At 47.9% G+C, this 23,778-nt stretch carries 18 protein-coding genes and 4 tRNA genes; 6 read left to right on the forward strand and 16 right to left on the reverse strand.

The window, feature by feature from the left end; genetic code table 11:
- Window positions 1-159: 159 nt before the first annotated feature.
- From P3C17_RS05060 to P3C17_RS05075, 4 genes are all read left to right on the forward strand, one after another.
- Window positions 160-236 (forward strand) — tRNA-Met (locus tag P3C17_RS05060).
- A gap of 23 nt (window positions 237-259) precedes the next feature.
- Window positions 260-344 (forward strand) — tRNA-Leu (locus P3C17_RS05065).
- A 27-nt stretch (window positions 345-371) separates the two neighbouring features.
- Window positions 372-446, forward strand: a tRNA-Gln gene (locus P3C17_RS05070).
- Window positions 447-505: 59 nt separating this feature from the next.
- Window positions 506-580, forward strand: a tRNA-Gln gene (locus P3C17_RS05075).
- A gap of 54 nt (window positions 581-634) precedes the next feature.
- Here P3C17_RS05075 and P3C17_RS05080 read toward each other — a convergent pair.
- The 15 genes from P3C17_RS05080 to P3C17_RS05150 all read right to left on the reverse strand — a co-directional run bounded on the left by P3C17_RS05080 (window position 635) and on the right by P3C17_RS05150 (window position 20,655).
- Entirely contained in the window at window positions 635-2,155 is a 1,521-nt protein-coding gene (locus tag P3C17_RS05080) for a glycoside hydrolase family 43 protein (protein WP_300928397.1), read from the reverse strand.
- A 123-nt stretch (window positions 2,156-2,278) separates the two neighbouring features.
- Window positions 2,279-4,423, reverse strand: a complete 2,145-nt coding sequence (locus tag P3C17_RS05085) for a hypothetical protein (protein ID WP_300928398.1) — start codon at window positions 4,421-4,423, stop codon at window positions 2,279-2,281.
- A 4-nt stretch (window positions 4,424-4,427) separates the two neighbouring features.
- Window positions 4,428-5,633 (reverse strand): DUF3142 domain-containing protein, encoded by a 1,206-nt coding sequence (locus P3C17_RS05090; protein ID WP_300928399.1) that lies wholly within the window; start codon window positions 5,631-5,633, stop codon window positions 4,428-4,430.
- Between the two features lie 198 nt (window positions 5,634-5,831).
- Window positions 5,832-7,250 (reverse strand): pitrilysin family protein, encoded by a 1,419-nt coding sequence (locus P3C17_RS05095; RefSeq protein WP_300928400.1) that lies wholly within the window; start codon window positions 7,248-7,250, stop codon window positions 5,832-5,834.
- Window positions 7,247-8,572 carry a pitrilysin family protein gene (locus P3C17_RS05100; protein WP_300928401.1) on the reverse strand — a complete coding sequence of 442 codons (1,326 nt, stop codon included), beginning with the start codon at window positions 8,570-8,572 and terminating at the stop codon, window positions 7,247-7,249. Before P3C17_RS05100 ends, P3C17_RS05095 begins: the two co-directional genes overlap by 4 nt.
- Before the next feature lie 173 nt (window positions 8,573-8,745).
- The gene (locus P3C17_RS05105; RefSeq protein ID WP_300928402.1) at window positions 8,746-9,747 is read right to left on the reverse strand and encodes a family 43 glycosylhydrolase; all 1,002 of its coding nucleotides are present in this window, start codon (window positions 9,745-9,747) and stop codon (window positions 8,746-8,748) included.
- Window positions 9,731-10,675 carry an SMP-30/gluconolactonase/LRE family protein gene (locus P3C17_RS05110; protein WP_300928403.1) on the reverse strand — a complete coding sequence of 315 codons (945 nt, stop codon included), beginning with the start codon at window positions 10,673-10,675 and terminating at the stop codon, window positions 9,731-9,733. Before P3C17_RS05110 ends, P3C17_RS05105 begins: the two co-directional genes overlap by 17 nt.
- Window positions 10,672-11,643, reverse strand: coding sequence for a galactofuranose ABC transporter, permease protein YjfF (gene yjfF / locus P3C17_RS05115; RefSeq protein WP_300928404.1), 972 nt, complete (start codon window positions 11,641-11,643; stop codon window positions 10,672-10,674). The genes P3C17_RS05110 and yjfF overlap by 4 nt, the downstream gene beginning before the upstream one ends.
- A complete protein-coding gene (locus P3C17_RS05120; protein ID WP_300928405.1) occupies window positions 11,643-12,728 on the reverse strand; it encodes an ABC transporter permease in 1,086 nt (361 codons plus the stop codon). Before P3C17_RS05120 ends, yjfF begins: the two co-directional genes overlap by 1 nt.
- Window positions 12,725-14,251 (reverse strand): sugar ABC transporter ATP-binding protein, encoded by a 1,527-nt coding sequence (locus P3C17_RS05125; protein WP_300928406.1) that lies wholly within the window; start codon window positions 14,249-14,251, stop codon window positions 12,725-12,727. Before P3C17_RS05125 ends, P3C17_RS05120 begins: the two co-directional genes overlap by 4 nt.
- Window positions 14,252-14,302: 51 nt before the next feature.
- On the reverse strand, window positions 14,303-15,250 hold the full coding sequence (locus P3C17_RS05130) for an ABC transporter substrate-binding protein (protein WP_300928407.1): 948 nt from the start codon (window positions 15,248-15,250) through the stop codon (window positions 14,303-14,305).
- Window positions 15,251-15,339: 89 nt separating this feature from the next.
- The gene (locus P3C17_RS05135) at window positions 15,340-16,398 is read right to left on the reverse strand and encodes an aldose epimerase family protein (protein WP_300928408.1); all 1,059 of its coding nucleotides are present in this window, start codon (window positions 16,396-16,398) and stop codon (window positions 15,340-15,342) included.
- Between the two features lies 1 nt (window position 16,399).
- Window positions 16,400-17,998 (reverse strand): aldehyde dehydrogenase (NADP(+)), encoded by a 1,599-nt coding sequence (locus P3C17_RS05140; protein ID WP_300928409.1) that lies wholly within the window; start codon window positions 17,996-17,998, stop codon window positions 16,400-16,402.
- A gap of 72 nt (window positions 17,999-18,070) precedes the next feature.
- Entirely contained in the window at window positions 18,071-18,841 is a 771-nt protein-coding gene (locus P3C17_RS05145; RefSeq protein ID WP_300928410.1) for an SDR family oxidoreductase, read from the reverse strand.
- 74 nt (window positions 18,842-18,915) lie between these two features.
- Entirely contained in the window at window positions 18,916-20,655 is a 1,740-nt protein-coding gene (locus P3C17_RS05150; protein ID WP_300928411.1) for an IlvD/Edd family dehydratase, read from the reverse strand.
- Between the two features lie 231 nt (window positions 20,656-20,886).
- On the opposite strand from P3C17_RS05150, the gene P3C17_RS05155 reads away from it, so the two are divergent.
- Together P3C17_RS05155 and araD1 are read left to right on the forward strand one after the other, a co-directional pair.
- A complete protein-coding gene (locus P3C17_RS05155; protein WP_300928412.1) occupies window positions 20,887-21,846 on the forward strand; it encodes a glycoside hydrolase family 43 protein in 960 nt (319 codons plus the stop codon).
- A 114-nt stretch (window positions 21,847-21,960) separates the two neighbouring features.
- A complete protein-coding gene (gene araD1, locus P3C17_RS05160; protein ID WP_300928413.1) occupies window positions 21,961-22,956 on the forward strand; it encodes an AraD1 family protein in 996 nt (331 codons plus the stop codon).
- Between the two features lie 41 nt (window positions 22,957-22,997).
- Here the strand turns inward: araD1 and P3C17_RS05165 are convergent, their stop codons facing one another.
- Window positions 22,998-23,729 (reverse strand): FadR/GntR family transcriptional regulator, encoded by a 732-nt coding sequence (locus P3C17_RS05165; protein WP_300928414.1) that lies wholly within the window; start codon window positions 23,727-23,729, stop codon window positions 22,998-23,000.
- Window positions 23,730-23,778 lie beyond the last annotated feature (49 nt).

Raw genomic sequence — 23,778 nt, forward strand, 5'->3', positions numbered from 1 at the left:
AGAGCGGAAAAACCGAAAAAACTGGTTGTGTTGACATCAACTTGCATAGAAAACCAGCAAACAAACCGAATAGATAAAGATGTGGCAAAAAAACGGTTGACGCAAAAAAGCCTGATGAGCATAATACGCGCCACTTGCTTAGGACAACTAAGACATAGTGGCTACATAGCTCAGCTGGTTAGAGCACAGCACTCATAATGCTGGGGTCGCAGGTTCGATTCCCGCTGTAGCCACCACTTAATTTGTTCGTCCAGTGTTTGCGGAAATGGCGAAATTGGTAGACGCACTGGATTTAGGTTCCAGCGCCGCGAGGCGTGAGAGTTCGAGTCTCTCTTTCCGCACCAAGCAAGTAAGAATTCTGCAGTTTCTGCAGGGGTATAGCCAAGCGGTAAGGCAGCGGGTTTTGATCCCGCCATTCTGGGGTTCGAATCCCTGTACCCCTGCCATTTAATTGAAGTGGCAGTGTAATCATCAAATTACACAATTTTAGCTACAACAGTTCTGCAGGGGTATAGCCAAGCGGTAAGGCAGCGGGTTTTGATCCCGCCATTCTGGGGTTCGAATCCCTGTACCCCTGCCATAAATTGGAACCCAGCCTCGGCTGGGTTTTTTCTTTTCTGCAATCCCTGTTTTGCTAGTTCTGCGAACCCCACACCGTTTTACCTTCAGTGGATAATGCACTAAAAGTCACAGTCCATTTGGCCGGTGTTTCATGCCACTGCCGTGATACCACACCTTCATAACTGCCATCCAGGTTAATACTGATCTGCTGATTAACTCCATACACCCAGCTACCTGTTTTATCACCACTGATAGTGCCATTGGCCAACAAATTAATACTGACCGGCTTTTTAATGTCGGCCGAAATATCTTTGCCATGTTCAATCAGTTTGTAGCTGCCCACGACTTGCTCTGCTGTCACTGTTTTATCTTCAGTGGCGGCATAACGGTGCGGCGCTACCACAGGCCAGCCGTTTTTGTTGATAAACATCTGATGCACCCGTACCTGATGCTGCTCTCCCTGCTGTGGAAAGCGGGTGTGGAATATCAAAAAATACTGATCAGAGCTTTCGTCATAGTAAGCCGAGTTATGGCCAGGTGAGACATAACCAGTGCCAATACCAGTGCCGGCCTCGCTGCTTTGGCGTTCAAACAAAAAGTTACCCATTAATTTTTCGGCATAAGGCGCTATGCTGGCGTCATCAAATAACGGCAAAGCCGGGTTAGATTTGACGTCAGCCATTGAATTACCCAAGGCATCGAAATAAGGGCCTTCAGGATTACTGGAGCGCGCCACACGTATGTTGTAACCGCCGTTCGCATCCAGGCCACCAAAAGATACAAAGAGGTAATAATAATCGCTGTCCGGGCTGTACAGTACGTATCCGGCTTCTATCCTGCTGTGATTACCGCCCATCAGGTGTTTGCCATAGCCCTGATCCGGTAAAGGAATACCCCTAGTTTTATCCAGCTCCAGAATAAATAAGCCGCCCGAATAGGAGCCATACAACATCCACAAACGGCCGTTTTTATCAAAAAACACATCAGGATCTACTACATTGGGGTGAATGGTTGCATCGTAAATTGAGCCATCTTCGCTGGCTTCACCCCACATACCGGATTTGAGCAACAGCTGCTGGTTTTTGTAAGGCCCTTCGACTGAGTCTGCCACTGCAATACCTAAAGCCGAACGCGGTGAATCGCCTTTGCAGGCGTTGTAGTACATATAAAACTTGCCACCGATTTCAATCACATCGGCAGCCCAAAGCGTTGAAGTTTGAGCCCAGTCAAAGGTTTCTTTCAGCTCTGTTGCGGCATTGGGCATCAGCTTATTGTTGGCGTTCACACCATCAGCAACTAAGGTCCAGTGTTGTAAATCAGTGGACTTCGCCGCTGCTAAGTGAGAGCCAAAGATATAAAACTCTGAGCCTACCTTGATAACCGAAGGGTCGTGTACTGCCACATTGCTAAAAGCGGGTGCATTAGGCACAGGTGGCGGTATCACCACAGGCGGCGGGTTGCCTATAGTTGGCGGAGCTACAGTGGTTTCAGAACCACCACCACAAGCGCAAAGCAAGACTAAATTCAGCGCCAGCCATAAAGGCGCCTTTTTAAAAGCGGGCCTTAACGTAGATCGTAAAGTAAAAGTCGTCATAAAAATCCCCTGTCATGTTGGATAGGCCAGCTATGCTGCTGGCTCGTCTGAAGCAGACAGGGTTAATGATAATTCAATATTATTGTATTACAAATATAGATTTCCAAAAAAATCAGTCAGGCGCTATGAAGCCCTGCCCTGTTTTTGTCTGCGCCGCCAAAGCAAAACGCCCAGCCCCGCGACCATCAAAACAGCGGCTGTATAAATCGGCAGTTTAAAAGGCCGGACGGACTGGCGTAATTGCTGTTGCCAGTTGTCGTATTGCCGTTGTTTGGCTGCGACAAAATCAGGCTCTGGGCAGTTTTGACCAAATTCAGCCCCCCAGCTGACATAAGGCCCATGTTGCAAATAGTGCTGATAATAGCCTTTGGCAAGCTCTGGCTGGCGTATTAATAGCCATTTTGTCGAATGACACAAAGTTGCCACAAAAGCCTGGCTGTTTTGCGGTACCAGCTTTGCAGCTTGTGCCGACAAGTCAGCGGCAAAATGCCGGTAATGAAATCTGCTGTTGTATTTTGGCGCTGAATTGCCTAAACGCTGTAACTCAGCCAGAGGTAAAGTGGCTGCTTTCACTTCATCTTCGTAAGGTTCAAGCTGGCCATAAAACACCTGATAATCAGGTGCCAGTTCAAAGCCGAGTAATTCCAGGCCATGCTCTCTGGTCAGTTTTGCCTGTTCAAACAAAGCCTGGGCTTTGGCATTGTCAGTCCAGCTGCTTTTTGCCGCTTCTGCATAGCTCTGATACTGCTTTGCCAGTTGCTTTAATTCCGGCTCGACAAAATAAGCCTGAGCCTGCTGGTAGTGACCAGTGCGCATCAATCGTCTGGCCGTTAAGTGATGCAATAACACCTCAACTGGGGTATCACCAAAATAATGCCACTCAGATTTTTCCGGTACCGCAGCCACAGGATGCAAAGCCACAAAACTTGTCAGTTCATCCAGCGTCAGCACCCGCTCTGCGATATAAGCCGTATCTTGCCAATACTCCATACCGGCAGCCGTCAGCAGAGAAATCGCCTGCAGATAATCGCCACGGCTTAATTCGACAATGCCGTGTTCGGCCTGCACACGACAATACTGCTGTCGTTGTAAGTCTTCGATTGAAACTTTGCTGTAGTAATCTTGCTGTACCGGCACCACTTCTGTTTGGGTGAGCTCTGGGGCAAAAGATTTACTGGCTTTGGCATAAAACTCCGCAGCTTTACGGCTATCACCGGCTTTTAACGCCATTTTTGCCCGCAGAGTAAAAGCCAAAGCCGTTTGATCCACATGAGGCAATAACTGCTCAACCAAAGCGAACTGACCTTGCTGATAGGCGGCAACGGCCAGCTGTGTTGCATTGTGCAGTTGAATATCCGGCACCTGATTCAGCACAACAAGCAAACGCTGTAACTGCTCTGGATCCATATAACTTAAAGCGCTGAACTGCGTCATCAGGTAACGGCTTAATAATGCAGCCACAGCTGGAGTTTGCACTAAAGGCATTAACTCCTGATCCGGCATAGCGGCCAGCTCTTTGCTTAACCACAATAAAGAAGCGCGGCCACTTTCGCTCCAGCGGCTTTGCGCTGCATACAAAGCTATAGCGCTCGCCCAATCCCCTTGTTGTTTCGCAAGCCTGGCCTGCTTACCTAAACTGGCCACAGCCAACTGCAAAGGATCGGCAAGGCCAGCAGCGACTTCCTGCTGTAATTGGTTATACAAAGTTGCCACTTCGGCCCTATGATCCACATCGTATTGCCGAAGCAAAACCCGGCCGAGTGAATACAAAGCCCAGCTGCGTCTTTGCTGCTGTTGATCCAAAGGCAAAGCCAACACCTGACGAAACAAGGCAATGGCCTGCTGATCGTCTTTTTGTGCAAAAGCCACAGCAGCTGCAGTGTAGAAACGCAGTTCAGCAGGTAAAGTTTCACCCACAGCTAACGCCTGCTGCACTGTGGCGCTTTGACGCATTTGCTGCACTTTTAAGGCCTGCTCTTTACTGAGCAACTGCTGTTCGGCTTGTTCTGTAGCACTGAGCCAGCGCTCGTTCTGATAATCATAACTGTCTGCAAAAACCGTATCGCCTGGCTTTGATGACTCAGAGACAAGCTGAGGTACAGCTGCCGCCAAAGCCTGAACTTCCACTAAAAATACCGGTTCTGTCAGTGCTGCAAAGGTGTGAGCTCTGTCTGAACTCAGCATCATCGGAAAATCCGGACCACAGGCCCAGGCACTGCTGCATAACGCAAGGCTGCTGAACAGCAAGCTTCTGTTAAATTTCAGCATAAAATCATCCTTGAGAATGAAAGAGGGTTAAGTTTTTACATAAAGCCCAGCCTACCACTAAAGATTGACCAGGTTGCAGCACAGCCTCAGTTTTGGTTAAAACAAACTGTAGCTGATTTTTATCTGCTGAAAAGTGCAGCTTGTAGCCTGAGACCGCATCAGCAGCAGTACAGGAGCTGCCCGACAAGCGGATTTGGGCTGGCAACTGAGCCGCCACAAAACCATGGTTTTCCGCCACCAGTTCAAACTGAGGCGCTGTGCCCTGCACACTTAACTTTAAATCGGCGGTCAAAGGTTTGCCCGAACTAACAGCTTGCAACTGCGCATAAGACCAGCTGCGTTTGTCGGATGGCAAAGGTAAACGAAACCAGACCAGCCCCTGTAACAGCGGCCAGTGTTGTTGCTGCAACCACAAACTAAAATCTTGCACTGCTGCAGCATCCAACCATAGCTCCTGCCGTTTACCCTGACTTTGTAGTGGCTGTTCACTTTCTACCAGCCAACCCTGTTCTTGTTGCAATAAAGCGGAATGATACGAAGGCACAGCAATATAAAACGGCTTTTGCGCCTGTAGCGCTAATTGTTGTGCCCAATCTTTGGCAAGCCCGGCCTGAAACAGCCCCTGCTCTGGCGATAATACTGAATGCACTTGTAAGGTCAGTTGATCCGCCTGCTGCTGCAATTCAAGCCACCCCGGCTTGCCTAACCAGTCTGGTAAAGCTGTAATGCTTAAAGCCAGAGTCTGAGGCAACAACTGACGTAATTCTTTTATCCAGAGCGCATAAGCGCCGAGCTGGCTGCTGGCACAGTCATAATCCAATTCCAGTTGAGTCAGCTTTACGCCTTGATGTTGCCATAGCTGCAGCAAAGCCAAGATTTTTTGCTGCAATAAAGCTTGTGGTAATTGCTTGAGCTGACCATCAAGCCGCACCACCATATGCACAGCACGCCCATCGCCAGCCAGTAGCGGTAAGTCTACCTTAGCTTCTGTCCAGACAGGGCCAGCTTTGGCCTGATGCAGCTGCAAAGCTAAAACCCTCAATACAGGGAAATCTGTTTTGCTTTGTGCCAAAGCCCCGGCGTGTTCAGCTGTCCAGAGTCGCTGCCAGATATAAATATGCTGAGAAAAAGCCGAGTTGCCTTGTGGGCTGCAAGAGCACAACAAGTAAAGGCTGAGCAACAGACTGAGCAGTTTGAATTGAGACTTCAAGCGCTGTACTTAGTTAACGAAGGAATACCTGGAGTATAAGGCCCTGCACAGCGGCAGGGCCATAGCTTTGTACCATTCGTCTTTCAAAATGCGCGGGTGTTGGCTGCGTCTGTTCACCCCAATCACTTAGTACAGCTAAGCTCATGGGGATGCACAGCCTGGCCGCCTACGCCCATGTCGAAATCCATTGGGTATAGATCAGAAACTATCTGCGGTAATTTCGACTTGTTTGACTTCACCATAAGTTTTGGCGATGTCTTTAATAGCTTCAGCCTTGCCGATCAGCACAAATTGCAGCTGGTCTTTAGGGAAGTAGCTGTTGATCAGGCGTTTGCTTTCAGCCACTGTCAGTTGATCCACTTTGCTTTGGAAACTGTTGATATAGTCCTGGTTAAAACCATACAGATACATATCACCTAACAAGCCAGCTAAGGCCGTATTGGTTTCAAAACGAGGTGGAAACTGGCCTTTGACATAAGCTTTGGCTGAATCCAGTGTGGCCTGATCGATGCCCTTATCCCATAGGCGCTGATAGGTTTTCAGCGCTAAATCTACAGCAGCCTGAGTACTTTCAGTTTTGGTAAAACTGCCGATATTAAAAGTACCGCTGGCTGAATAACGATCAAAACCTGAGCCAGCACCATAAGTTAAACCTGAGTTAACCCTCAGCTCGTCGTTCAGCCAGGAGGTAAAACGACCGCCTAACACTGTGTTCACCACACTGATGCCGACATAATCGGGGTTATCCTGTTTAATGGCGATACCACCAATACTAAAAGTGGTTTCTATCGCATCGGCTTTATTCACCAGCAAGACTTTGGCTTTCTCTGCCTTTGGCAAAGCTGCCGTTAAATCAGGTTGCTGCACTGCTGCACCGTTTTTCCAGCTGGCAAACAGCTTTTGCAACTGCGCTTTCATCACTTCAGCTTTGAAGTCGCCCACTATGCTGATAGCGGTATTATTGGGCTGATAATAACTTTGGTGGAAGTTTTTCACCTGCAGCTGACTGATGCTCTGTAATGAAGCTGCGGTGCCTGAAACCGCGTTGCCATAAGGATGAGCGCCAAATACCAGTTTATTAAAGTACTGATCCATCACCATGCGCGGGCTTTCTTTGGCCTGAGCCACTGCAGCCACCTGACGTGCTTTTAACTTGTAAAACTCTGTGGCGTCAAAAGCAGGTTGAGTCAGCACCTGATGAAATACAGCGAGCATTTGTTCTGTGTCTTTTGCCATAAAATCAGCGCGCAGACTGGAACCTTCCATAGAGCCATCACTGTTTAAACTGGCCCCTAAAAAGTCGACCATCTGTTCAATTTGCGCCTTGCTTTTCCCACCAGCGCCCAATAATAACGCCTGACTGGTTAACTGAGCTAAACCTGCCACCTTGTCGTTGACAGCACCAGCACGCACTGTGGCCTGCACTGTAATTAACGGCACTTCGTGTTGAGGCAGTAAAAATACCGTTAAGCCGTTATCCAGCTTCAATTGCTCGTATGCAGGTAACTGGAAGCTACTTTGGTTCTTTGCTTGCTCTGCCATAACCGGCAACGCAAAAACAAAAGAGCTCAGTAAAACCAGCGCCGCAGCTTTTGGAGTTTTAGTGAAATGGCTCATAGATCTTTATCCTCAGCAGAGTCCAGCACAGCAACAGTGCGGTTGGATTTTTTCAGGTAGCTTTGCGCCACTCGCTGAATATCAGCAGGTGTCACTTTTTGATAGTTTTTCGGCGCATCAAACAACTTCTGATAGCTGCCAAAATACAGCTCGTAGGTGCCGATAATATCGGCTTTGCCATTGATGGTTTCCATTTCCCGATAGAATTGCATCAGCTTTTGGTTTTTGGCTTTTTCCAGCTCGTCCTGACTGACACCTTCTTTGGCCACTTTATTAATAACGCCAATCAGCGCCGTCTCGAGATCCGCAGCTTTTACACCGGGATTGGCTATGGCCATCATATAAAATAAGTTCGGGTCAAAGGACATAGGCAAATAACTAAACACATCCACCGCCAGTTCTTTGTCCACCAGGCCCTGATACAAACGTGAGCTGTTGCCCTGACTCAGAATAGAATTCAATAAATCCAGCGCATAATAATCCGGGCTGGAGCTGGCCGGAATATGAAAACCTAAAAGTAAATTTGGGCTGGTGACTGAAGCTTTTTGCACATAAACCCGGCGTTCACCTTTTTGTTCCGGCTCGACAGTACGCACAGCTTCAGGCTCTGGCTGAGAGGGAATAGGTGCAAAATACTGCTCCGCCAGCTTTTTCACTTCGGCTAATTTCACATCGCCGGCGACCACCATCACCGCATTATTCGGCGCATAGTAGGTTTTGTGGTAACGCTTTAAATCATCCAAAGTCCAGGCTTTGATATCAGACTCATGACCAATCACAGACCAGCTGTATGGATGGGCTAAAAAGGCCACACCTTTCAGCGCTTCCTGAATAGTGCGGAAGTTGGAGTTTTCAAGGCCGGTTGAACGCTCAGAGGTGACGACGCCTCGTTCGCTTTCGACCATTTTGGCGTTGATATCCAGATGCCCAATGCGGTCGGCTTCTAAATCAAAAATAGTCTCCAGAGCGTTGGCCGGGAACCAGTTGGTATAGACGGTTAAATCTTCTGTGGTATAGGCATTATTGGCGCCACCTGCGGCTTCCATGGTTTGGTCAAACATCTTTGGACCATACTTTTTGGCGCCGTTAAACATCATATGTTCAAAAAAGTGTGAAATACCTGTAATGCCAGGGTATTCGTTGCGTGACCCTACTTTCCAGAATAAATAGCTGTTGGCATTAGGAATAGATGCATCTTCCAGCACCAGAATTTTCATGCCATTTTTAAGCGTAAAGCTTTGAATATCTTTAGCTTCAGTTGCCTGCGCCGAACTGATCACCAGCCCAAGCATCAGCGCCAAAGCCGACTGTTTTAACTTCATACCTTCTCCCTGCCTGTGTTTTATATCAAAGCTTTGCCCTGCGCTCACTTCTTGGCGTAACGGAAAGAGAATGAGCAAAGCAAAAGTCTAAGACTAATCGAAAAACAAAAACGCCCTGCAACAAAATTGTTACAAGGCGTGTATTTTTTGATGACGCACAGCGGAACAATGAGTTAGTCAGGCTTGTCCTGAGCAAAGTCTAACTCGCCTTTATCTGTCCAGTACAAGGGGCGGACACGAGTATGGCGATTACCATCCTGTAACGGATTGCCCTGAATTTCTTTGTAATCACGGGCGTGGTACAGCATTAAGTCAGTGACACCATCTTCAGCCAGTACAAAACTATTATGACCCGGGCCAAAACGTTTGAGGCTGTCGTTGGTGTAAAACACAGGTTTCGGCGCTTTGCTCCAGCTTGCAGTCTTCAATAAATCAGCATCTGTTGAAGCGCTCAGCAGCCCCATAGCGTACCGGTGATCGGTGGCACTGGCGGAATAGGCCAGCCAGATTTTGTTATGTTTGATCAGTACTGCAGCGCCTTCATTGACTTTATAACCTAAACGCTCCCAATCCAGAGTGGGTTCTGTCAGTAAAGTGGCGGGTAATTCAAGCTCTGTGGCGCTGCGCATTTTGGCTATCCACAAGGCGCTGTTATAACTTTTGTTTTTATCCTGCTGTGCCCACACCAGATAATGCTGGCCCTGATGCTCAAAGTGAGTGGCATCCAGATTAAAACTATCCCAGCCTGTGTTGAGCGGCCCCAGCTCTTGCCACTCTCCTTGCAATGGATCAGCAGAGCTGTTTTTCAATACATAAGTGCGAATATGAAAAGCTTGATCGGCCTGACCCGCGGCAAAGTAGATATACCAAGCTCCGTCTATACGATGCAGTTCAGGAGCCCAGATATTAGCGCTCATTGGGCCTTTATCTTTTTTGCGCCAGATGACTTTAGGTGCGGCTTCTGCCAGCCCTTTAATACTTGAACTGTGGCGTAATTCAATACGATCAAATTCCGGTACTGAAGCTGTGAAATAATAGGAATCAGCAGCAGCTCTGTATACCCATGGATCGGCGCGGTTTTTAATCAGTAATCCGCTGTCGCTTTTGATCACATCTTGCGCCAGCAGATTAAAACTCAGCAGGCTTATCAGTAAAAAATTAACCAGCTTCAACATAAAGACCTCCGCTTTTTTGCAAAGCAATCCAATCCATTACCGCCAGTTCAGACTCAGGCAAGCCCTGATAAGATGACTGATAAATCAATAAACTACCGGCATCTGGTTCTGCCTCTAATTGTTGAGCTGTTAATCCCTGAAGTGCTGTGGTAACAAACAGCAGGTTTAAATCAGGCCCACCAAAGGCCAGGCAAGTCGGCTGACTGACAGGCAAAGTGTGTAATGCAGTTTGCTGCCCTGAAGGCGAATAACGCGCTATAGCAGCGCCGCCCCATAAAGCACAAAGCAGATGATCCTCCGCATCTATTATTGCGCCATCAGGTTCTGCCCCCGTCGGTACTTTGGCAAACAATTTCGACTGCGAAGCAGTGCCTTGTTCTGCATCAAAGCCATAAGAATAAATCACGCCTGTGGGTGAGTCGGCGTGATACATCAGGCTGCTGTTTTTATTCCAGCACAGACTATTTGGAATCTGTAAGCCGGTGATCACCGCATCACAGCCCCGCTGATCCAGCCGGTATAAAGTGCCATGCTGGCCGTGATCATGCTCTTTCATAGTGCCAGCCCAAAATCGGCCCTGACGGTCGATTCGGCCATCATTCATTCTATTGCCGGATAAATGCGTTTCAGGTTTAACCAACCAAAACACTTGTTGTGTTTCTGGCTGATACAAAGCAAAACCCGACTCAAAAGCCACCAGCATCGAATAGCCAGAGCGCATTGGGTCATTTGGGTTTAATAAAGCAAAACAGCTGATGCGTTCAGGCAGCGGATAGGTATTTAACTGCAATGAAGGCCAAAACAGCTGATACAAAAAGCGGCCATGAATGTCAGTCCACCAGACCGACTCGCTGGCACCATGCCAGACAATACCTTCACCTAATTTGTTTTTAAGCGGGATGCTATGCAATAAGGTAAAGTCGCTCATGCCTTTCCTCCGGCTTTACTTTGCCATTGTTTGCTCAGCAGCTTTTGCAAAGCGATAAAGAAAAACAGCAGACCGCCTATGACTATCTTGCTCCACCAGCTGCTTAAGCTGCCGTCAAAATTGATATAGGTTTGAATAAGGCCCATCAGTAAGACACCTAATACAGTGCCAATAATAAAACCGCTGCCGCCAGTCAGTAAGGTACCGCCTATCACTACTGCTGCTATGGCATCCAGCTCCACTCCTACAGCAGAGAGCGCATAACCTGAATAGGTATAAAAACTAAAAATAATACCGGCCATGGCCGCCAGCATACTGCTGGAGGCATACAACAAAATGGTAGTACGGGCGACAGGAACGCCCATCAGTTGGGCGGATTGGCTATTACCACCCAAGGCATAGACATAAGAACCAAAGCGGCTGTAGTGAGTAAGTACCAACATCAGCAGCACCAAAGCTATAGTCAGCAAAGAAGTTGCCCCCAGCCAACCACCGTCCGGCAGCTCCAGCCCAAACTCGGCCACTGCATCATAAAAAGGATGTTCAATAGCGACAGACTCTTCACTTAATAAAGTCGCCACACCCCGGGCTAAAAACATGCCCGCCAAAGTGACAATAAAAGGCTGTAGTTGGTAATACTGAATTAAGGCGCCCATACCTGCGCCAAACAGCGCAGCACAAGGCAATATCAGGGCAAAGGCGAGCAGCGGATGCCATTGATAAGGCCCAATCAATAAGGCTGCCGCCACACCGCTTAATGCAATCACAGAACCGACGGACAAATCGATGCCACCAGATAAAATCACCAGCGTCATACCCAAAGCTGTCACCAGCAAAAAGGCATTGTCGCTAATTAAGTTAGTAACCACTCGCAGACTGGCAAAACCATCAAACTGGCTGGCACCAGCGCCAAACATCAACAGCACCAGGGCAAAAGTGATCCACAAAGGTAAATAAGTGCGGGACATCAGGCTTTTCCTCCACGCAGCTTGTTAAAACTCAACAGGGTTTTAAGCTGATGACGAAAGAGTTCAGACTGCAGCAACAGCACCAGCAATATGACTAAAGCTTTGATTAATAAATTAAATTTAGAAGGTAAACCACTGACGACTATGGTGGTGCTTAAGGCCTGAATAATCAGCACTCCTATCACAGCACGAGGCAGAGAGAAGCGCCCTCCTGTTAAAGCTGCGCCCCCTATCACCACGGCTAAAATGGCATCCAGTTCTAACCATAAACCAGCGTTATTGGCATCTGAACCCTGAATATCTGCTGTAGCGATAATGCCTGCCAGAGCCGCGCAGCCACCGGCCAGTAAATACACAGTCAGCTTAATGCCTCTGTCATCTATGCCCAAATAGCGGCTGGCTTTAGCATTACAGCCTACCGCTTCAATAAATAAGCCCAAGGCTGTGCGTTTGAGCAGCAACTGCATAATAAGCAGCGCCAGCAAGACTAACCAGACTGGCACGGGCAAACCTAAAAAGGAGCCTGAACCTAAAGCGGCAAAGTCAGGGTTCTGAAAGGTAACAATCTGGCCCTGGTTTAATAGCTGCGCCACACCACGACCTGCCACCATTAACACCAGCGTGGCGACTATCGGCTGAATGCCGAGATAACTGACCATCAAGCCATTGACCAACCCACAGCCTAAACCTGTCAGTACAGCCAGCCCTATCACCGCAGGAATAGACCAGTCGCCAAGCACTAATAAGTTAGCGCACACTGCGCCGCAAATCGCCATCACAGCGCCGACCGACAAATCAATACCGCCTGTGGCAATGACTAAACTCATGCCGATGGCCAGCAAAGCCACAGGTGCACTGCGATTGACAATATCAATCAAAGGCCCATACAAGCGGCCCTCCTGCCATTGCAAAGAGAAAAACTGTGGGTCTAACAGTAAATTCACCAGCAATAACAAAGCTAAAGCCAGCAACGGATAGAGGTATAAGCTAAATTGATGCGCCGATTGGCCAGGGCTATAACGCGCCTGCCTGGCTGCTTTTAACTGATCAGGGGTAGAATTCAAAATTGTTGCCTCGTTCGTCATACGCTGGCTCCCGCTATAGCAGCCATAATGCGATCCGGGTTCAGATCTTCACCACTTAGCTCAGCTACTTTTTTCCGGTCACGCATGACCACCACTTTGCTGGAAAATGCCGTAAGTTCTTCCAGCTCAGACGATGTCACCAGCAAAGACATTCCTTGCTGACAGAGCTGCCGGATCAGCTGCAGAATTTCTGCATGAGCGCCAATGTCTATGCCTCGGGTGGGCTCATCCAGTAACAACAGCTGTGGCTCTACCGCCAGCCAACGCGCCAGAATCACTTTTTGCTGATTGCCACCACTTAACTGGCCTATAGGCTTATCTGCATCAGGTGTAGCGATTTGCAGTTTTTCAATATAAAAATCAGCCAGTTGTTGCTGCTTCTTTTTAGAAAGCACCCGCCACCAGCCTTGTTTGGCCTGCAGCGCTAAGCTGATATTTTCACGAATGGATAAAGGTGCAATCATGCCCTGGGTTTTACGATCTTCAGGACACAGCGCAATACCAAGGGCTATGGCTTGTGCCGGATTACTCAGTTTAATGGGCTTACCTGCAAAACTTAACGTACCGCCATCGGCTTGATCCAAACCAAATAACAAACGACAAATTTCAGTGCGGCCTGAACCTAATAAACCCGCTAAACCCACAGCCTGGCCTTGAGGTAAATCCAGATCCAACTGCTGCACCGACTGACCAGAGTTGAGCTGCCGCGCTGTTAAAATAGCTTCTGAGTGTTCCACTGCCAGACAAGGCGCTTGATGGCGCTGCTGACACAGCTCTTTACCCAGCATAGCGGCAATCAATTCGGCTTTATTTAAGTGGGCAGTCTGGTATTCACCGATAAAACAGCCGTTACGCATGACCGTAATGCGGTCGCTGACTTGATACACCTGATCCAAAAAGTGGGTAATAAAAACGATGGCCACACCTTGTTGCTTCAACTGGCGCAGCACCTGAAATAAAGTTTGTACTTCATCAGCATCTAAACTGGCGGTGGGCTCATCCAGCACCAGCACTTTGGTACAAGCTGCACCACGTTTAGGGGCTATACCACGGGCTATAGCCACCAGTTGCTGCACTGCAACTGAGAATTCAGACAAAGGCGCAGTGACATCAATAGCAAGACCAAAACTGCTTAATAATTGCCGTGCCTGATTTGCCATGGCTTTTTTATCAATTAAGCCAAAACGCTTAGGTTCTGAACCTAAAAACAGGTTATGTGCTACCGATAAATTCGGCAGTAAATTCACTTCCTGATACACAGTGCTGATGCCAGCTTGTTGCGCATCTTTAGGCGTAGCAAAACTTAAAGCTGTTGAATCCAGCAGCAACTCACCGCTATCTTTTTGCAGCACCCCTGTCATCACTTTAACTAAAGTGGATTTACCAGCGCCATTTTCACCTAATAAGGCATGTACTTCACCGGCATATAAACTCAGCTGGGCTTGCTGCAGTGCTTTTACACCAGGGAAGTTTTTGTTTATCTGCCGCAGTTGTAGCACTGGCTTAGTGATCTGTTCTGACATCAGAACCTCCTGAAAAGCCAGCAGTTAGTGCTGCTGGCACAACAAAGCTGATTAATTCAGGCGTCTTTTTTCATATTCAGCAGCAGSCGTATCCTGCAGGAATAAATCCCCTGTGGTACGGATCAGCTTTTCTGTGTCTTTTTTACCCTTCAGATACCCTTCAATCACATCAAAAGCCGGGCCACCTAAATGCGGATTCAGCTCCACTGTGGCATTGGCATCACCATCGGCCATGGCTTTAAAGTAATCAGGTACCGCATCCACAGACACCACCAGTAAATCTTTGCCTGGCTTTAAGCCAGCTTCTTTAATGGCCTGAATAGCGCCTAAAGCCATTTCATCGTTATGAGCCCACAATGCACAAATTTCTTTGCCACCCTGCTCAGCTTTTAGCAAGGACTCCATCACTTCTTTGCCTTTGGCTCGGGTAAATTCAGCGGTTTGACTGCGGACAATTTTGGCTTGCGGATGTTTCGCCAAGACTTCGTTAAAACCTTTAGCACGGTCGATTGCTGCTGTAGCACCCACTGTGCCTTGCAATTCGATGATATTGCATTTGCTCTGAGCCTGGGGTTGGCTCATTAGCCAGGTCGCAGCTTTGCGGCCTTCTTCAACAAAGTCTGAGGCTATACGGGTAACAAATAACGACTCGTCCTGCACTTGCACATTACGGTCCACTATCACAACTGGAATACGGGCGCGTTTGGCTTCTCTCAGCACTGGAGTCCAGCCGGTTTCAACCACAGGGGCAATGATAATGGCATCCACTCCCTGAGCAATAAAACTGCGCACCGCTTTGATTTGGTTTTCCTGCTTTTGCTGGGCATCAGAAAACTTCAGATCGATGCCACGCTTTTTTGCTTCAGCTTTGACTGATTCGGAAAAACTGGTGCGCCAGCCGCTTTCCGAGCCCACCTGAGCAAAACCTACAGTGGTGGCAAAACTGCTGTGACAAACTAAACACAGGCCAAGACCTGCAACTATGGATTTGATCTTCATACGTCGACTCCCCTTGTCAAACAGGCCCTTGTGATATTTTTTTAAAGGCGGACCCGCGATTTTTTGATTGAACTCTTTGTTTTAAAGCTTTAGCTATACCCCAATACAAAACGGCTGCACTGCCGGTACAACTGCCCTGCTTTAAGCAAAGCTGTTGGAAAATTTGGTTTATTGACCGCATTTGGATAACCATGAGGCTCCAGACATAAAGCGGCGTATTTCTCTATTGGCGTGCCTTGGTTACCCACTATGCTGCCATCTAGAAAATTACCGCTATAAAACTGAATACCAGGTTGATCAGTAAAGAGCTGCAAAGTTCGGCCTGAAACAGGATCCCGCACTAAAGCCGCAGGGCGGTTCTGATCGCGGTCTTTATTCAATACAAAATAATGGTCATAGCCATTTTCAAGCTGGCCAATATCCTGGCCTATCCGCTTGCCCGCTTTAAAATCAAAAGCGCCAGTTGCCGGCACTAACTCGCCTGTCGGTACCAGTTGCTTATCCAAAGCCAGAATAAAATCGGCATCAAGCTGCAATTGCTGCTGAAGTACTGTGTCTTGTCCCACACCACCAATAGCCCAATACGCATGATTGGTCAGACTGACCGGCGTATCTTTATCAGACACAGCGCTGTATTCCAGTACCAGTTCATGATGTGCCAGCAAGCTATATCGCAGCTGCACATCCAACTGCCCAGGAAAACCTTGATCGCCCTCTAAACTGGTGATGCGAAAAGTGACACTGACTCTGTCTTTTTGCTGGTCTATATCAAAACTCCAGAAACGACTGCCTAAACCATCAGGGCCACCATGCAATTGATTGGGGCCTTCATTGGCAAGCAACGACTGCACCTGACCTTTGTGCATATAAGCGGCAGCCCCAATGCGGTTCGCCACCCGACCTATAGTCACGGCGAAATAATAAGGGTTGCGGGCAAAATGGCTTGGGTCCTGATAGTTTTGCAAAAGTTCTGTTTTTTCAGCGGAACCTGATTCAGGCATCAAGTCTGGCATAAGCACTGACCACAAACCTGCACCCAGATTACTTAAGGTCACACTAAGTCCGGCCGGATTAGTCAGCTTAATCAGTTGCAAGGGCCGCTTTAACGCAGCCACCTGCAAAGTGTCGGTCGTGACGACAAAGCTCATGTTAAGCGTCAACCGCTGCGCTGGTTTTTACGCCATTGACCAGACGAGGCAAGGCCCAAGGATTGGCGTTTTGCAGCTCTGGTGGTAATAGCTCAGCCGGGTAATTCTGGAAACAAATAGGACGGACAAAACGGGCAATAGAAGCTGTGCCTACCGAAGTAAAACGTGCATCAGTGGCCGCAGGGAAAGGTCCGCCGTGCATCATGGCATCACAGACTTCAACACCAGTCGGGAAGTTATTCACCACCAGACGGCCTACTTTTTGCCGCAGTAGGCTAATCAATTCGGCCTGAGTGGCAAGCTCAGCTGCTGTGGCCTGTAAAGTACCGGTCAGCTGACCTTTTAAAGTGCGTACTACGGCCAGCAATTGCGCCTGGTCGGCACAACTCACCAGCACAGAGACATGWCCAAAGACTTCTTCCTGCAAATGTGGATTGGCTAAAAAGGCTTCGGCTGTGACTTTAAATAGTTTGGCTTGAGTGCAGAAGCCTGCTTTTTCGCCCACAGCTTCGCCGCTACCCACTAATTCAACACCGGCCTGATCCGACAAATGCGCTGTGCCTTTTTGATAAGCAGCAGCTATGCCTTCGTTCAGCATGACACCAGCTGGTACCTTGGCTAAAGCAATTGATGCTGCAGCGCAGAATTTGTCCAGCGCTGGGCTTTGAATAGCCACTGCCACACCTGGATTGACGCAGAACTGGCCCACACCCAAAGTTAAAGAACCAACAAAACCAGCAGCTATCCCTTCAGCATTTTGCTCCAGCGCCTGCGGCAATAACACCACAGGGTTCACGCTGCCCATTTCGGCAAACACAGGAATAGGTTCAGGTCTGTTATTGGCCAGTTGAAACAATGCCATGCCACCCGCTAAAGAGCCGGTAAAACCTACAGCTTTTACTTCTGGCGCAACCACAAGTTCAGAACCAACTTCTCGGCCAGAACCCATAATCAAAGAAAACACACCAGCAGGTAAACCCGCTTTTTGCACCGCTTTATGTAAAGCACGAGCTACCAACTCACAAGTCCCAGGGTGTGAGTTATGACCTTTGACAATCACAGGGCAACCCGCTGCTAAAGCAGCTGCTGTATCACCACCAGCTACAGAAAAGGCTAATGGAAAGTTACTGGCACCAAACACCACCACTGGACCTATAGGCTGATTGGTATAACGTAAATCTGGCCTAGGCAAAGGCTGACGATCAGGTAAAGCCGTATCAATACGGATATTCAGGTATTCACCAGAGCGGATAGAAGATGCAAATAAACGCAGCTGATTGACAGTACGGGCACGCTCGCCCTCACCACGGGCTTTTGGATAACCTGTTTCCAGTGCCACACGCTCTGGCAATACATCACCTAAGGCCATAATTTCATCAGCGCATAATTCTAAAAACTCAGCACGCTGTTTCAGTGAAGTGGCCGCAAAAACTGGTGCAGCTGCTGCAGCCGCAGCCACCGCCTGATGCACCTGAGCTTTGCTGGCGTAACTCATCACAGGTTCAATAAAAGCGGCAGCAGCTGGATTGACCGCCTGGTACTGACCCGCTTCGCCTTGCACCCATTGCCCGTTAATCAGTTGTTGGCCTGTAATCATCATTGCTAAACCCTTGTTTACTCTTAAGTCATAAAAAGTGGTGGTAAAAAAGCCGCTGAATCACTGCGCAGGCAGTTAAATCCAGCCACCGTCCACAATAAAGTTTTGTGCTGTACACAGCTTGCTGTCGTCGGATGCCAGAAACAGCGCCATAGCTGCCACATCTTCCGGCATCAGGCTGTCTTTGACGCATTGATTTTTTTCAATATCCCGTGCCGTTTCTTCATTAACCCAGTACTTCAGCTGACGTTCTGTCATCACCCAGCCCGGCGTTAAGGTATTGACGCGGATTTTATCCGGCCCTAAATCACGGGCTAAACCACGGGTAAGTCCCAGCACTGCCGCTTTAGAACTGGTGTAACCCGGCATACCGCCCTGACTTTCATACCAGCTCATCGAACCTAAATTGATAATGGAACCACCACCCAGCTCTTTCATCTGCGGATAGACCGCCTGAATGGCAAAAAACTGATGGCGTAAATTGATATTCACCCGCTGATCCCAATACTCTGGCGTCACTTCAAGGAAGTTGTGTCTGGTATCACTGGCTGCGTTATTAATTAATACACTGATAGCGCCAAGCTGCTGCTTTACCTGATCTATCACCTGCTTTAAGTCATCAATATTCAGCAAATCACAGGCATAAAACTTCAGCTCTGCTTCCGGATATTTGGCTGTTAAATCAGCGACTAAAGCCTTGGATTCGGCTTCTAAAATATCGACAAAAGCCACTTTAGCGCCCTGAGCGATAAAAGCCTCTACCATGCAAGCACCAATGCCTGAACCACCGCCACTGATAAATACGGTTTTATGGCGCAGACTTGGATACTGATTGCTTAACGTCATAAGGTGTCCTTTCTAAATAAAATAATCGGCCCAGCTGGCACCACCCACAGGGCCGATCCGGCGTAAAGCCTAAACTAATGCGAATGAGCCGGCACATCAGCACCACGACAACCGACTAAGAAGTCGAAGTCGCAGCCTTCATCGGCCTGTAAAACCCGCTCGCGATAAATTTCCATATAACCACCAGTGCGCATAATCACTTGTGTCGCTTTTAATTTCTCTAAACGTGCGGCGATTTCTTCGTCCGACACTTCCAAATGCAGCACGCCATTGTGAGCATCCAGCTGAATATAATCGCCTTCCTGCACTGCAGCTAAAGGCCCTAATTCCATAGCCTCAGGTGTGACATGCAATACCACAGTACCAAAAGCTGTGCCACTCATGCGGGCATCTGAAATACGCACCATATCTTTAATGCCTTTTTGCAGCACCTTAGGAGGTAAACCCATATTGCCGACTTCGGCCATACCTGGGTAGCCTTTTGGTCCACAGTTTTTCAGCACCATGATGCTATTTTCATCAATATCCAGCTCTGGATCATTAATGCGGGCTTTGTACATATCGAAGTTTTCAAACACCACTGCTTTACCACGGTGTTTTAATAAATGCGGGCTGGCAGCTGAAGGTTTTAACACGGCACCACGAGGTGCTAAGTTGCCGCGTAAAATACAAATGCCACCACTGGCCACCAACGGATTGTCCATAGTGCGGATCACATCGTCGTTGTAGCATTCAGAGTCTTTGACGTTGTCCCAAATACTTCTGCCATTGGCCGTTAACGCATCATTATTCAGCATGCCGCTTTCACCTAAACGGCGCAGCACCGCCGGTAAACCACCTGAGTAATAAAACTCTTCCATCAGGTATTTACCAGACGGTTGCAGGTTTACCAGAGTCGGAACACCTTTACCATGCGACCAGTCATCCAAAGATAAATCCACACCAATTCGACCTGCTATGGCTTTTAAGTGGATCACCGCATTCGTGGAACCGCCTATAGCAGCGTTAGTTCGAATGGCATTAATAAAGGCATCTTTGGTCAGGATTTTTGACAGCTTTAAATCTTCATGCACCATATCGACAATACGCATACCGGATAAATGCGCCAATACATAACGACGTGAATCCACAGCAGGAATAGCGGCATTGTGAGGCAAGCTGGTGCCTAAGGACTCAGCCATACAGGCCATAGTAGAAGCTGTGCCCATGGTGTTACAGGTACCGGCAGAACGCGACATGCTGGCCTCCATATCCATAAACTGTTCCAGCGTAATACGACCAGCCTTATATTCTTCATGTGCCTGCCAGACTAGCGTGCCTGAACCCACATCTTTGCCGTGGTGTTTGCCGTTTAACATAGGGCCGCCTGTAACTACTATGGTCGGTAAGTCACAACTGGCAGCGCCCATCAATAAGGCTGGAGTGGTTTTGTCGCAGCCCACCAGCAGCACCACACCATCTATAGGGTTACCACGAATAGCTTCTTCAGTGTCCATAGCAGCCAGGTTGCGCGTTAACATGGCGGTTGGACGTAAATTAGATTCACCGTTTGAGAACACAGGAAACTCAACCGGAATACCACCGGCTTCACGAATACCGTTTTTGACCCGTTCAGCGATTTGACGAAAATGTGCATTACAAGGCGTCAACTCAGACCAGGTATTACAAACCCCAATCACTGGCTTGCCCTGAAAGTGATGATCAGGAATACCCTGATTTTTCATCCAGCTGCGATACATAAAACCGTTTTTGTCGTTAGTACCAAACCAGCTGGCAGAGCGAAGCTGCACTTTTTTCTTTTCGTCTTGGGCCATAGTTGAATCCTAAAGCAAATTGATTTAATAATATTGTATTACTAATACATCAAGCTGAAGCCAAAGTTCAAGCAGTTCGTAAAAAATTTTCACCAAAGCTGTGCAGATTTATTCACTCTGCATTGATTTAACTAGAATTTTTTCTCTGCCCCTGATTTGTGCAACTTTTGCACATCTGGCTCAATTAGTAATACTATAAGATAATTATTATTAAATCACGACAGGGGTATTATGAAAAACGTTCAGATTTTTACCATTTTACTGTTCACCGGATTATTGAGTCTGGTGAGCTTCAGCCTGTGGGCTGCCAATCCGTTATTTACCGATGTACGTACTGCAGATCCGGCCGCTTTAGTGGTGGGTGATACCGTCTATTTGTACACTGGCCATGATGAAGCCAAAGACAATAAGACCTTTTTTGTGATGCATGACTGGTTGGTGTTTTCCTCCAAAGACATGAAAAACTGGCAGGCGCATGGCGCTAAACTTAAAGCCAAAGATTTCAGTTGGGCTAAGGGCGATGCCTGGGCTTCTCAGGTGATTGAAAAGGACGGTAAGTTTTATTGGTATGTGACAGTGCGTCACGCCACGATCAATGGTTTTGCCATTGGTGTTGCTGTGGGTGACACACCACTTGGGCCTTTTAAAGATGCCCGTGGCACTGCGCTTATTACCAACGATATGACGACTGACACTGAAATCGACTGGGATGATATAGACCCATCGGTGTTTATTGACGACGATGGTCAGGCCTATTTGTTTTGGGGTAATACCAAACCACGCTACGCCAAACTCAAAGCCAATATGACAGAGCTGGATGGCCCTATTCAGAATTTGGATCTGCCGAATTTTACCGAAGCCATTTGGGTGCATAAAAAAGGCGATTTATATTACCTGTCTTATGCTTCGGGTTTCCCGGAAAAAATTGTCTACGCCACCAGCAAAAAAATCACTGGGCCTTGGGTCTATCAGGACATTCTGAATGAAGTAGCGGGCAATTCCCCGACTAACCATCAGGCCATTATTGAATTTAAAGGCAAAGATTACTTTTTTTATCACACAGGTGCAGCTCAGCCTGATGGTGGCGAATTCCGCCGCTCAGTCGCAGTTGACCGGCTTTATTACAACAAAGATGGCACTTTAAAAAGGGTCATTATGACCAGTGAAGGTTTGGATAAAGAGCAGAACTGATCAATGAACGGGCGGGAATAAGCCCCCGCCCCTACAGTTCTGCTTGACAACAGAAAGTAGAAAACAGATATTAATCTTATTGTAGTACAAATAAGAAATTAACGAGGATGTGCGATGCGTTTAATTCAATTTGTGACACCACAACAGCAACGTGCTGTGGCTATGGTGTTATCCAGCACAGAAGTTCAGCTTTTAAGTGGTGTCCAGACTGTCTATCAGCTGGCAAATCAGGCTTTAGCTGCCAAAAAGCCATTGCAACAACTGGTGACCGAACTGGTCAGTGACCAGCGACTGGATTATCAGGCGATAGTCTCTGAAGGCCGCTTACTGGCGCCTTTTGATCATCCGGACAATGCGCATTTACTGGTGACAGGCACAGGTCTGACGCATTTAGGCAGCGCTGATACCCGCGCCACTATGCATGCTCAAACCAGCGGTAAAGCAGTGGCTGAACTGACTGATACCATGAAAATGTTTAAGTTGGGTTTGGATGGCGGTAAACCTGCTGCAGGTGAAACCGGTGTACAACCCGAGTGGTTTTATAAAGGAGATGGCAGCATAGTGGTCCCCCCCGGAGCTGCGCTGCTGTCTCCTTCTTTTGCCTTAGATGGCGGCGAAGAACCTGAAATTGTTGGGGTTTATATCAATGACGCTGAAGGTCAGCCCTGGCGTATTGGTTTTGCTTTAGGCAACGAGTTCTCCGATCACAAAACTGAGCGGCTAAATTATTTATACCTGGCGCATTCCAAATTACGGCCTTGTGCTGTAGGCCCTGAATTATTGCTGGGCGATTTGCCTGCTCATATTGAAGGCACCTCACGTATCTACCGTGATGGTAAATTGCTGTGGCAAAAAGCTTTTGTCAGTGGCGAAGACAATATGTCGCACAGCATCAGTAATCTGGAACATCACCACTTTAAATACGGTTTGTTTTGCCGCCCTGGTGATGCCCACCTGCATTACTTCGGCACAGCCACTTTAAGTGTCGGCGATGGTATTGAAACTCGCTCTGGTGATGTATTTGAAATTGAAGCACCTGTCTTTGGTTTGCCGCTGCGGAATACCTTAGCTGTAGATAGCAAACAACCTTTGAAAGTGAAGGCGCTTTAAAACAATAAACAGGCAGAGTCTCTGACTCTGCCTCTTTATTGTCACTCCGGCTGTTTTGCCAGATTTTTCAGTGCGTACTCTAAATTCTCTTTCGACTTAGCCAGCAACTGGAACATCTCAATTTTTGCTTTAGCCGCATCACCCGTCGCTATTGCCTGGTACACAGCTTTGTGGCCCGGCAATGAATCGACATACTCTTCCGCGATAGCACTACTTAAACGGAACAAGCCCATCAAGGCCGTTTGTATTGTCATGCCCAAAGAAATCATAAATTCATTGTTGGTGGCATCCAACACCGCCATATGAAATTCTAAATCGCTGGAGAACACTGCATCAGTGCCAATTTCAGCTTTTTCCATCGCATCGTAGGCAGCGCCTAAAGTGGCTGATTGTTCTTCGCTGCGGTTTTTTGCTGCCAACTCAGCAGCTGCTGGTTCAAAAATCTCGCGAATTTCAAATAAAGAGATAAAAAACTGCGGTGATGGTTTGGATTCAAAACACCAGCTTAAAATTTCGCTGTCAAACATATTCCAGTGTTTACGCGGACGAATGCGGGTACCCAATTTAGGCCGCGATTCCAGTAAACCTTTGGAGGTCAGAATTTTAAAAGCTTCGCGCAGCGCAGTGCGGGACACGCCTAACTCTTCACCTATAGTGGTTTCGTTAGGAATATATTCACCTGGTGAATAAATGCCACTGACAATACGAGTGCCTAATTCTTCCGCCACCCAGCCATGAATACTCTGAGGCCGGCTTTTTAACTGATTTGCCATGCAGATCCCCTAAACATCGACCTGCAATTCAGGCCAAAACCAAATTCTT

The sequence above is a fragment of the Rheinheimera sp. 1928-s genome (assembly GCF_029269265.1).
GTDB lineage: Bacteria > Pseudomonadota > Gammaproteobacteria > Enterobacterales > Alteromonadaceae > Pararheinheimera.

Bases quoted from the DNA above. Each gene is read 5' to 3' on its own strand.
- P3C17_RS05080 (WP_300928397.1), bottom strand. From the start codon at position 2,155: ATGACGACTTTTACTTTACGATCTACGTTAAGGCCCGCTTTTAAAAAG.
- P3C17_RS05085 (WP_300928398.1), bottom strand. From the start codon at position 4,423: ATGCTGAAATTTAACAGAAGCTTGCTGTTCAGCAGCCTTGCGTTATGC.
- P3C17_RS05095 (WP_300928400.1), bottom strand. From the start codon at position 7,250: ATGAGCCATTTCACTAAAACTCCAAAAGCTGCGGCGCTGGTTTTACTG.
- P3C17_RS05100 (WP_300928401.1), bottom strand. From the start codon at position 8,572: ATGAAGTTAAAACAGTCGGCTTTGGCGCTGATGCTTGGGCTGGTGATC.
- P3C17_RS05105 (WP_300928402.1), bottom strand. From the start codon at position 9,747: ATGTTGAAGCTGGTTAATTTTTTACTGATAAGCCTGCTGAGTTTTAAT.
- P3C17_RS05110 (WP_300928403.1), bottom strand. From the start codon at position 10,675: ATGAGCGACTTTACCTTATTGCATAGCATCCCGCTTAAAAACAAATTA.
- yjfF (WP_300928404.1), bottom strand. From the start codon at position 11,643: ATGTCCCGCACTTATTTACCTTTGTGGATCACTTTTGCCCTGGTGCTG.
- P3C17_RS05120 (WP_300928405.1), bottom strand. From the start codon at position 12,728: ATGACGAACGAGGCAACAATTTTGAATTCTACCCCTGATCAGTTAAAA.
- P3C17_RS05125 (WP_300928406.1), bottom strand. From the start codon at position 14,251: ATGTCAGAACAGATCACTAAGCCAGTGCTACAACTGCGGCAGATAAAC.
- P3C17_RS05135 (WP_300928408.1), bottom strand. From the start codon at position 16,398: ATGAGCTTTGTCGTCACGACCGACACTTTGCAGGTGGCTGCGTTAAAG.
- P3C17_RS05145 (WP_300928410.1), bottom strand. From the start codon at position 18,841: ATGACGTTAAGCAATCAGTATCCAAGTCTGCGCCATAAAACCGTATTT.
- P3C17_RS05150 (WP_300928411.1), bottom strand. From the start codon at position 20,655: ATGGCCCAAGACGAAAAGAAAAAAGTGCAGCTTCGCTCTGCCAGCTGG.
- P3C17_RS05155 (WP_300928412.1), top strand. From the start codon at position 20,887: ATGAAAAACGTTCAGATTTTTACCATTTTACTGTTCACCGGATTATTG.
- araD1 (WP_300928413.1), top strand. From the start codon at position 21,961: ATGCGTTTAATTCAATTTGTGACACCACAACAGCAACGTGCTGTGGCT.
- P3C17_RS05165 (WP_300928414.1), bottom strand. From the start codon at position 23,729: ATGGCAAATCAGTTAAAAAGCCGGCCTCAGAGTATTCATGGCTGGGTG.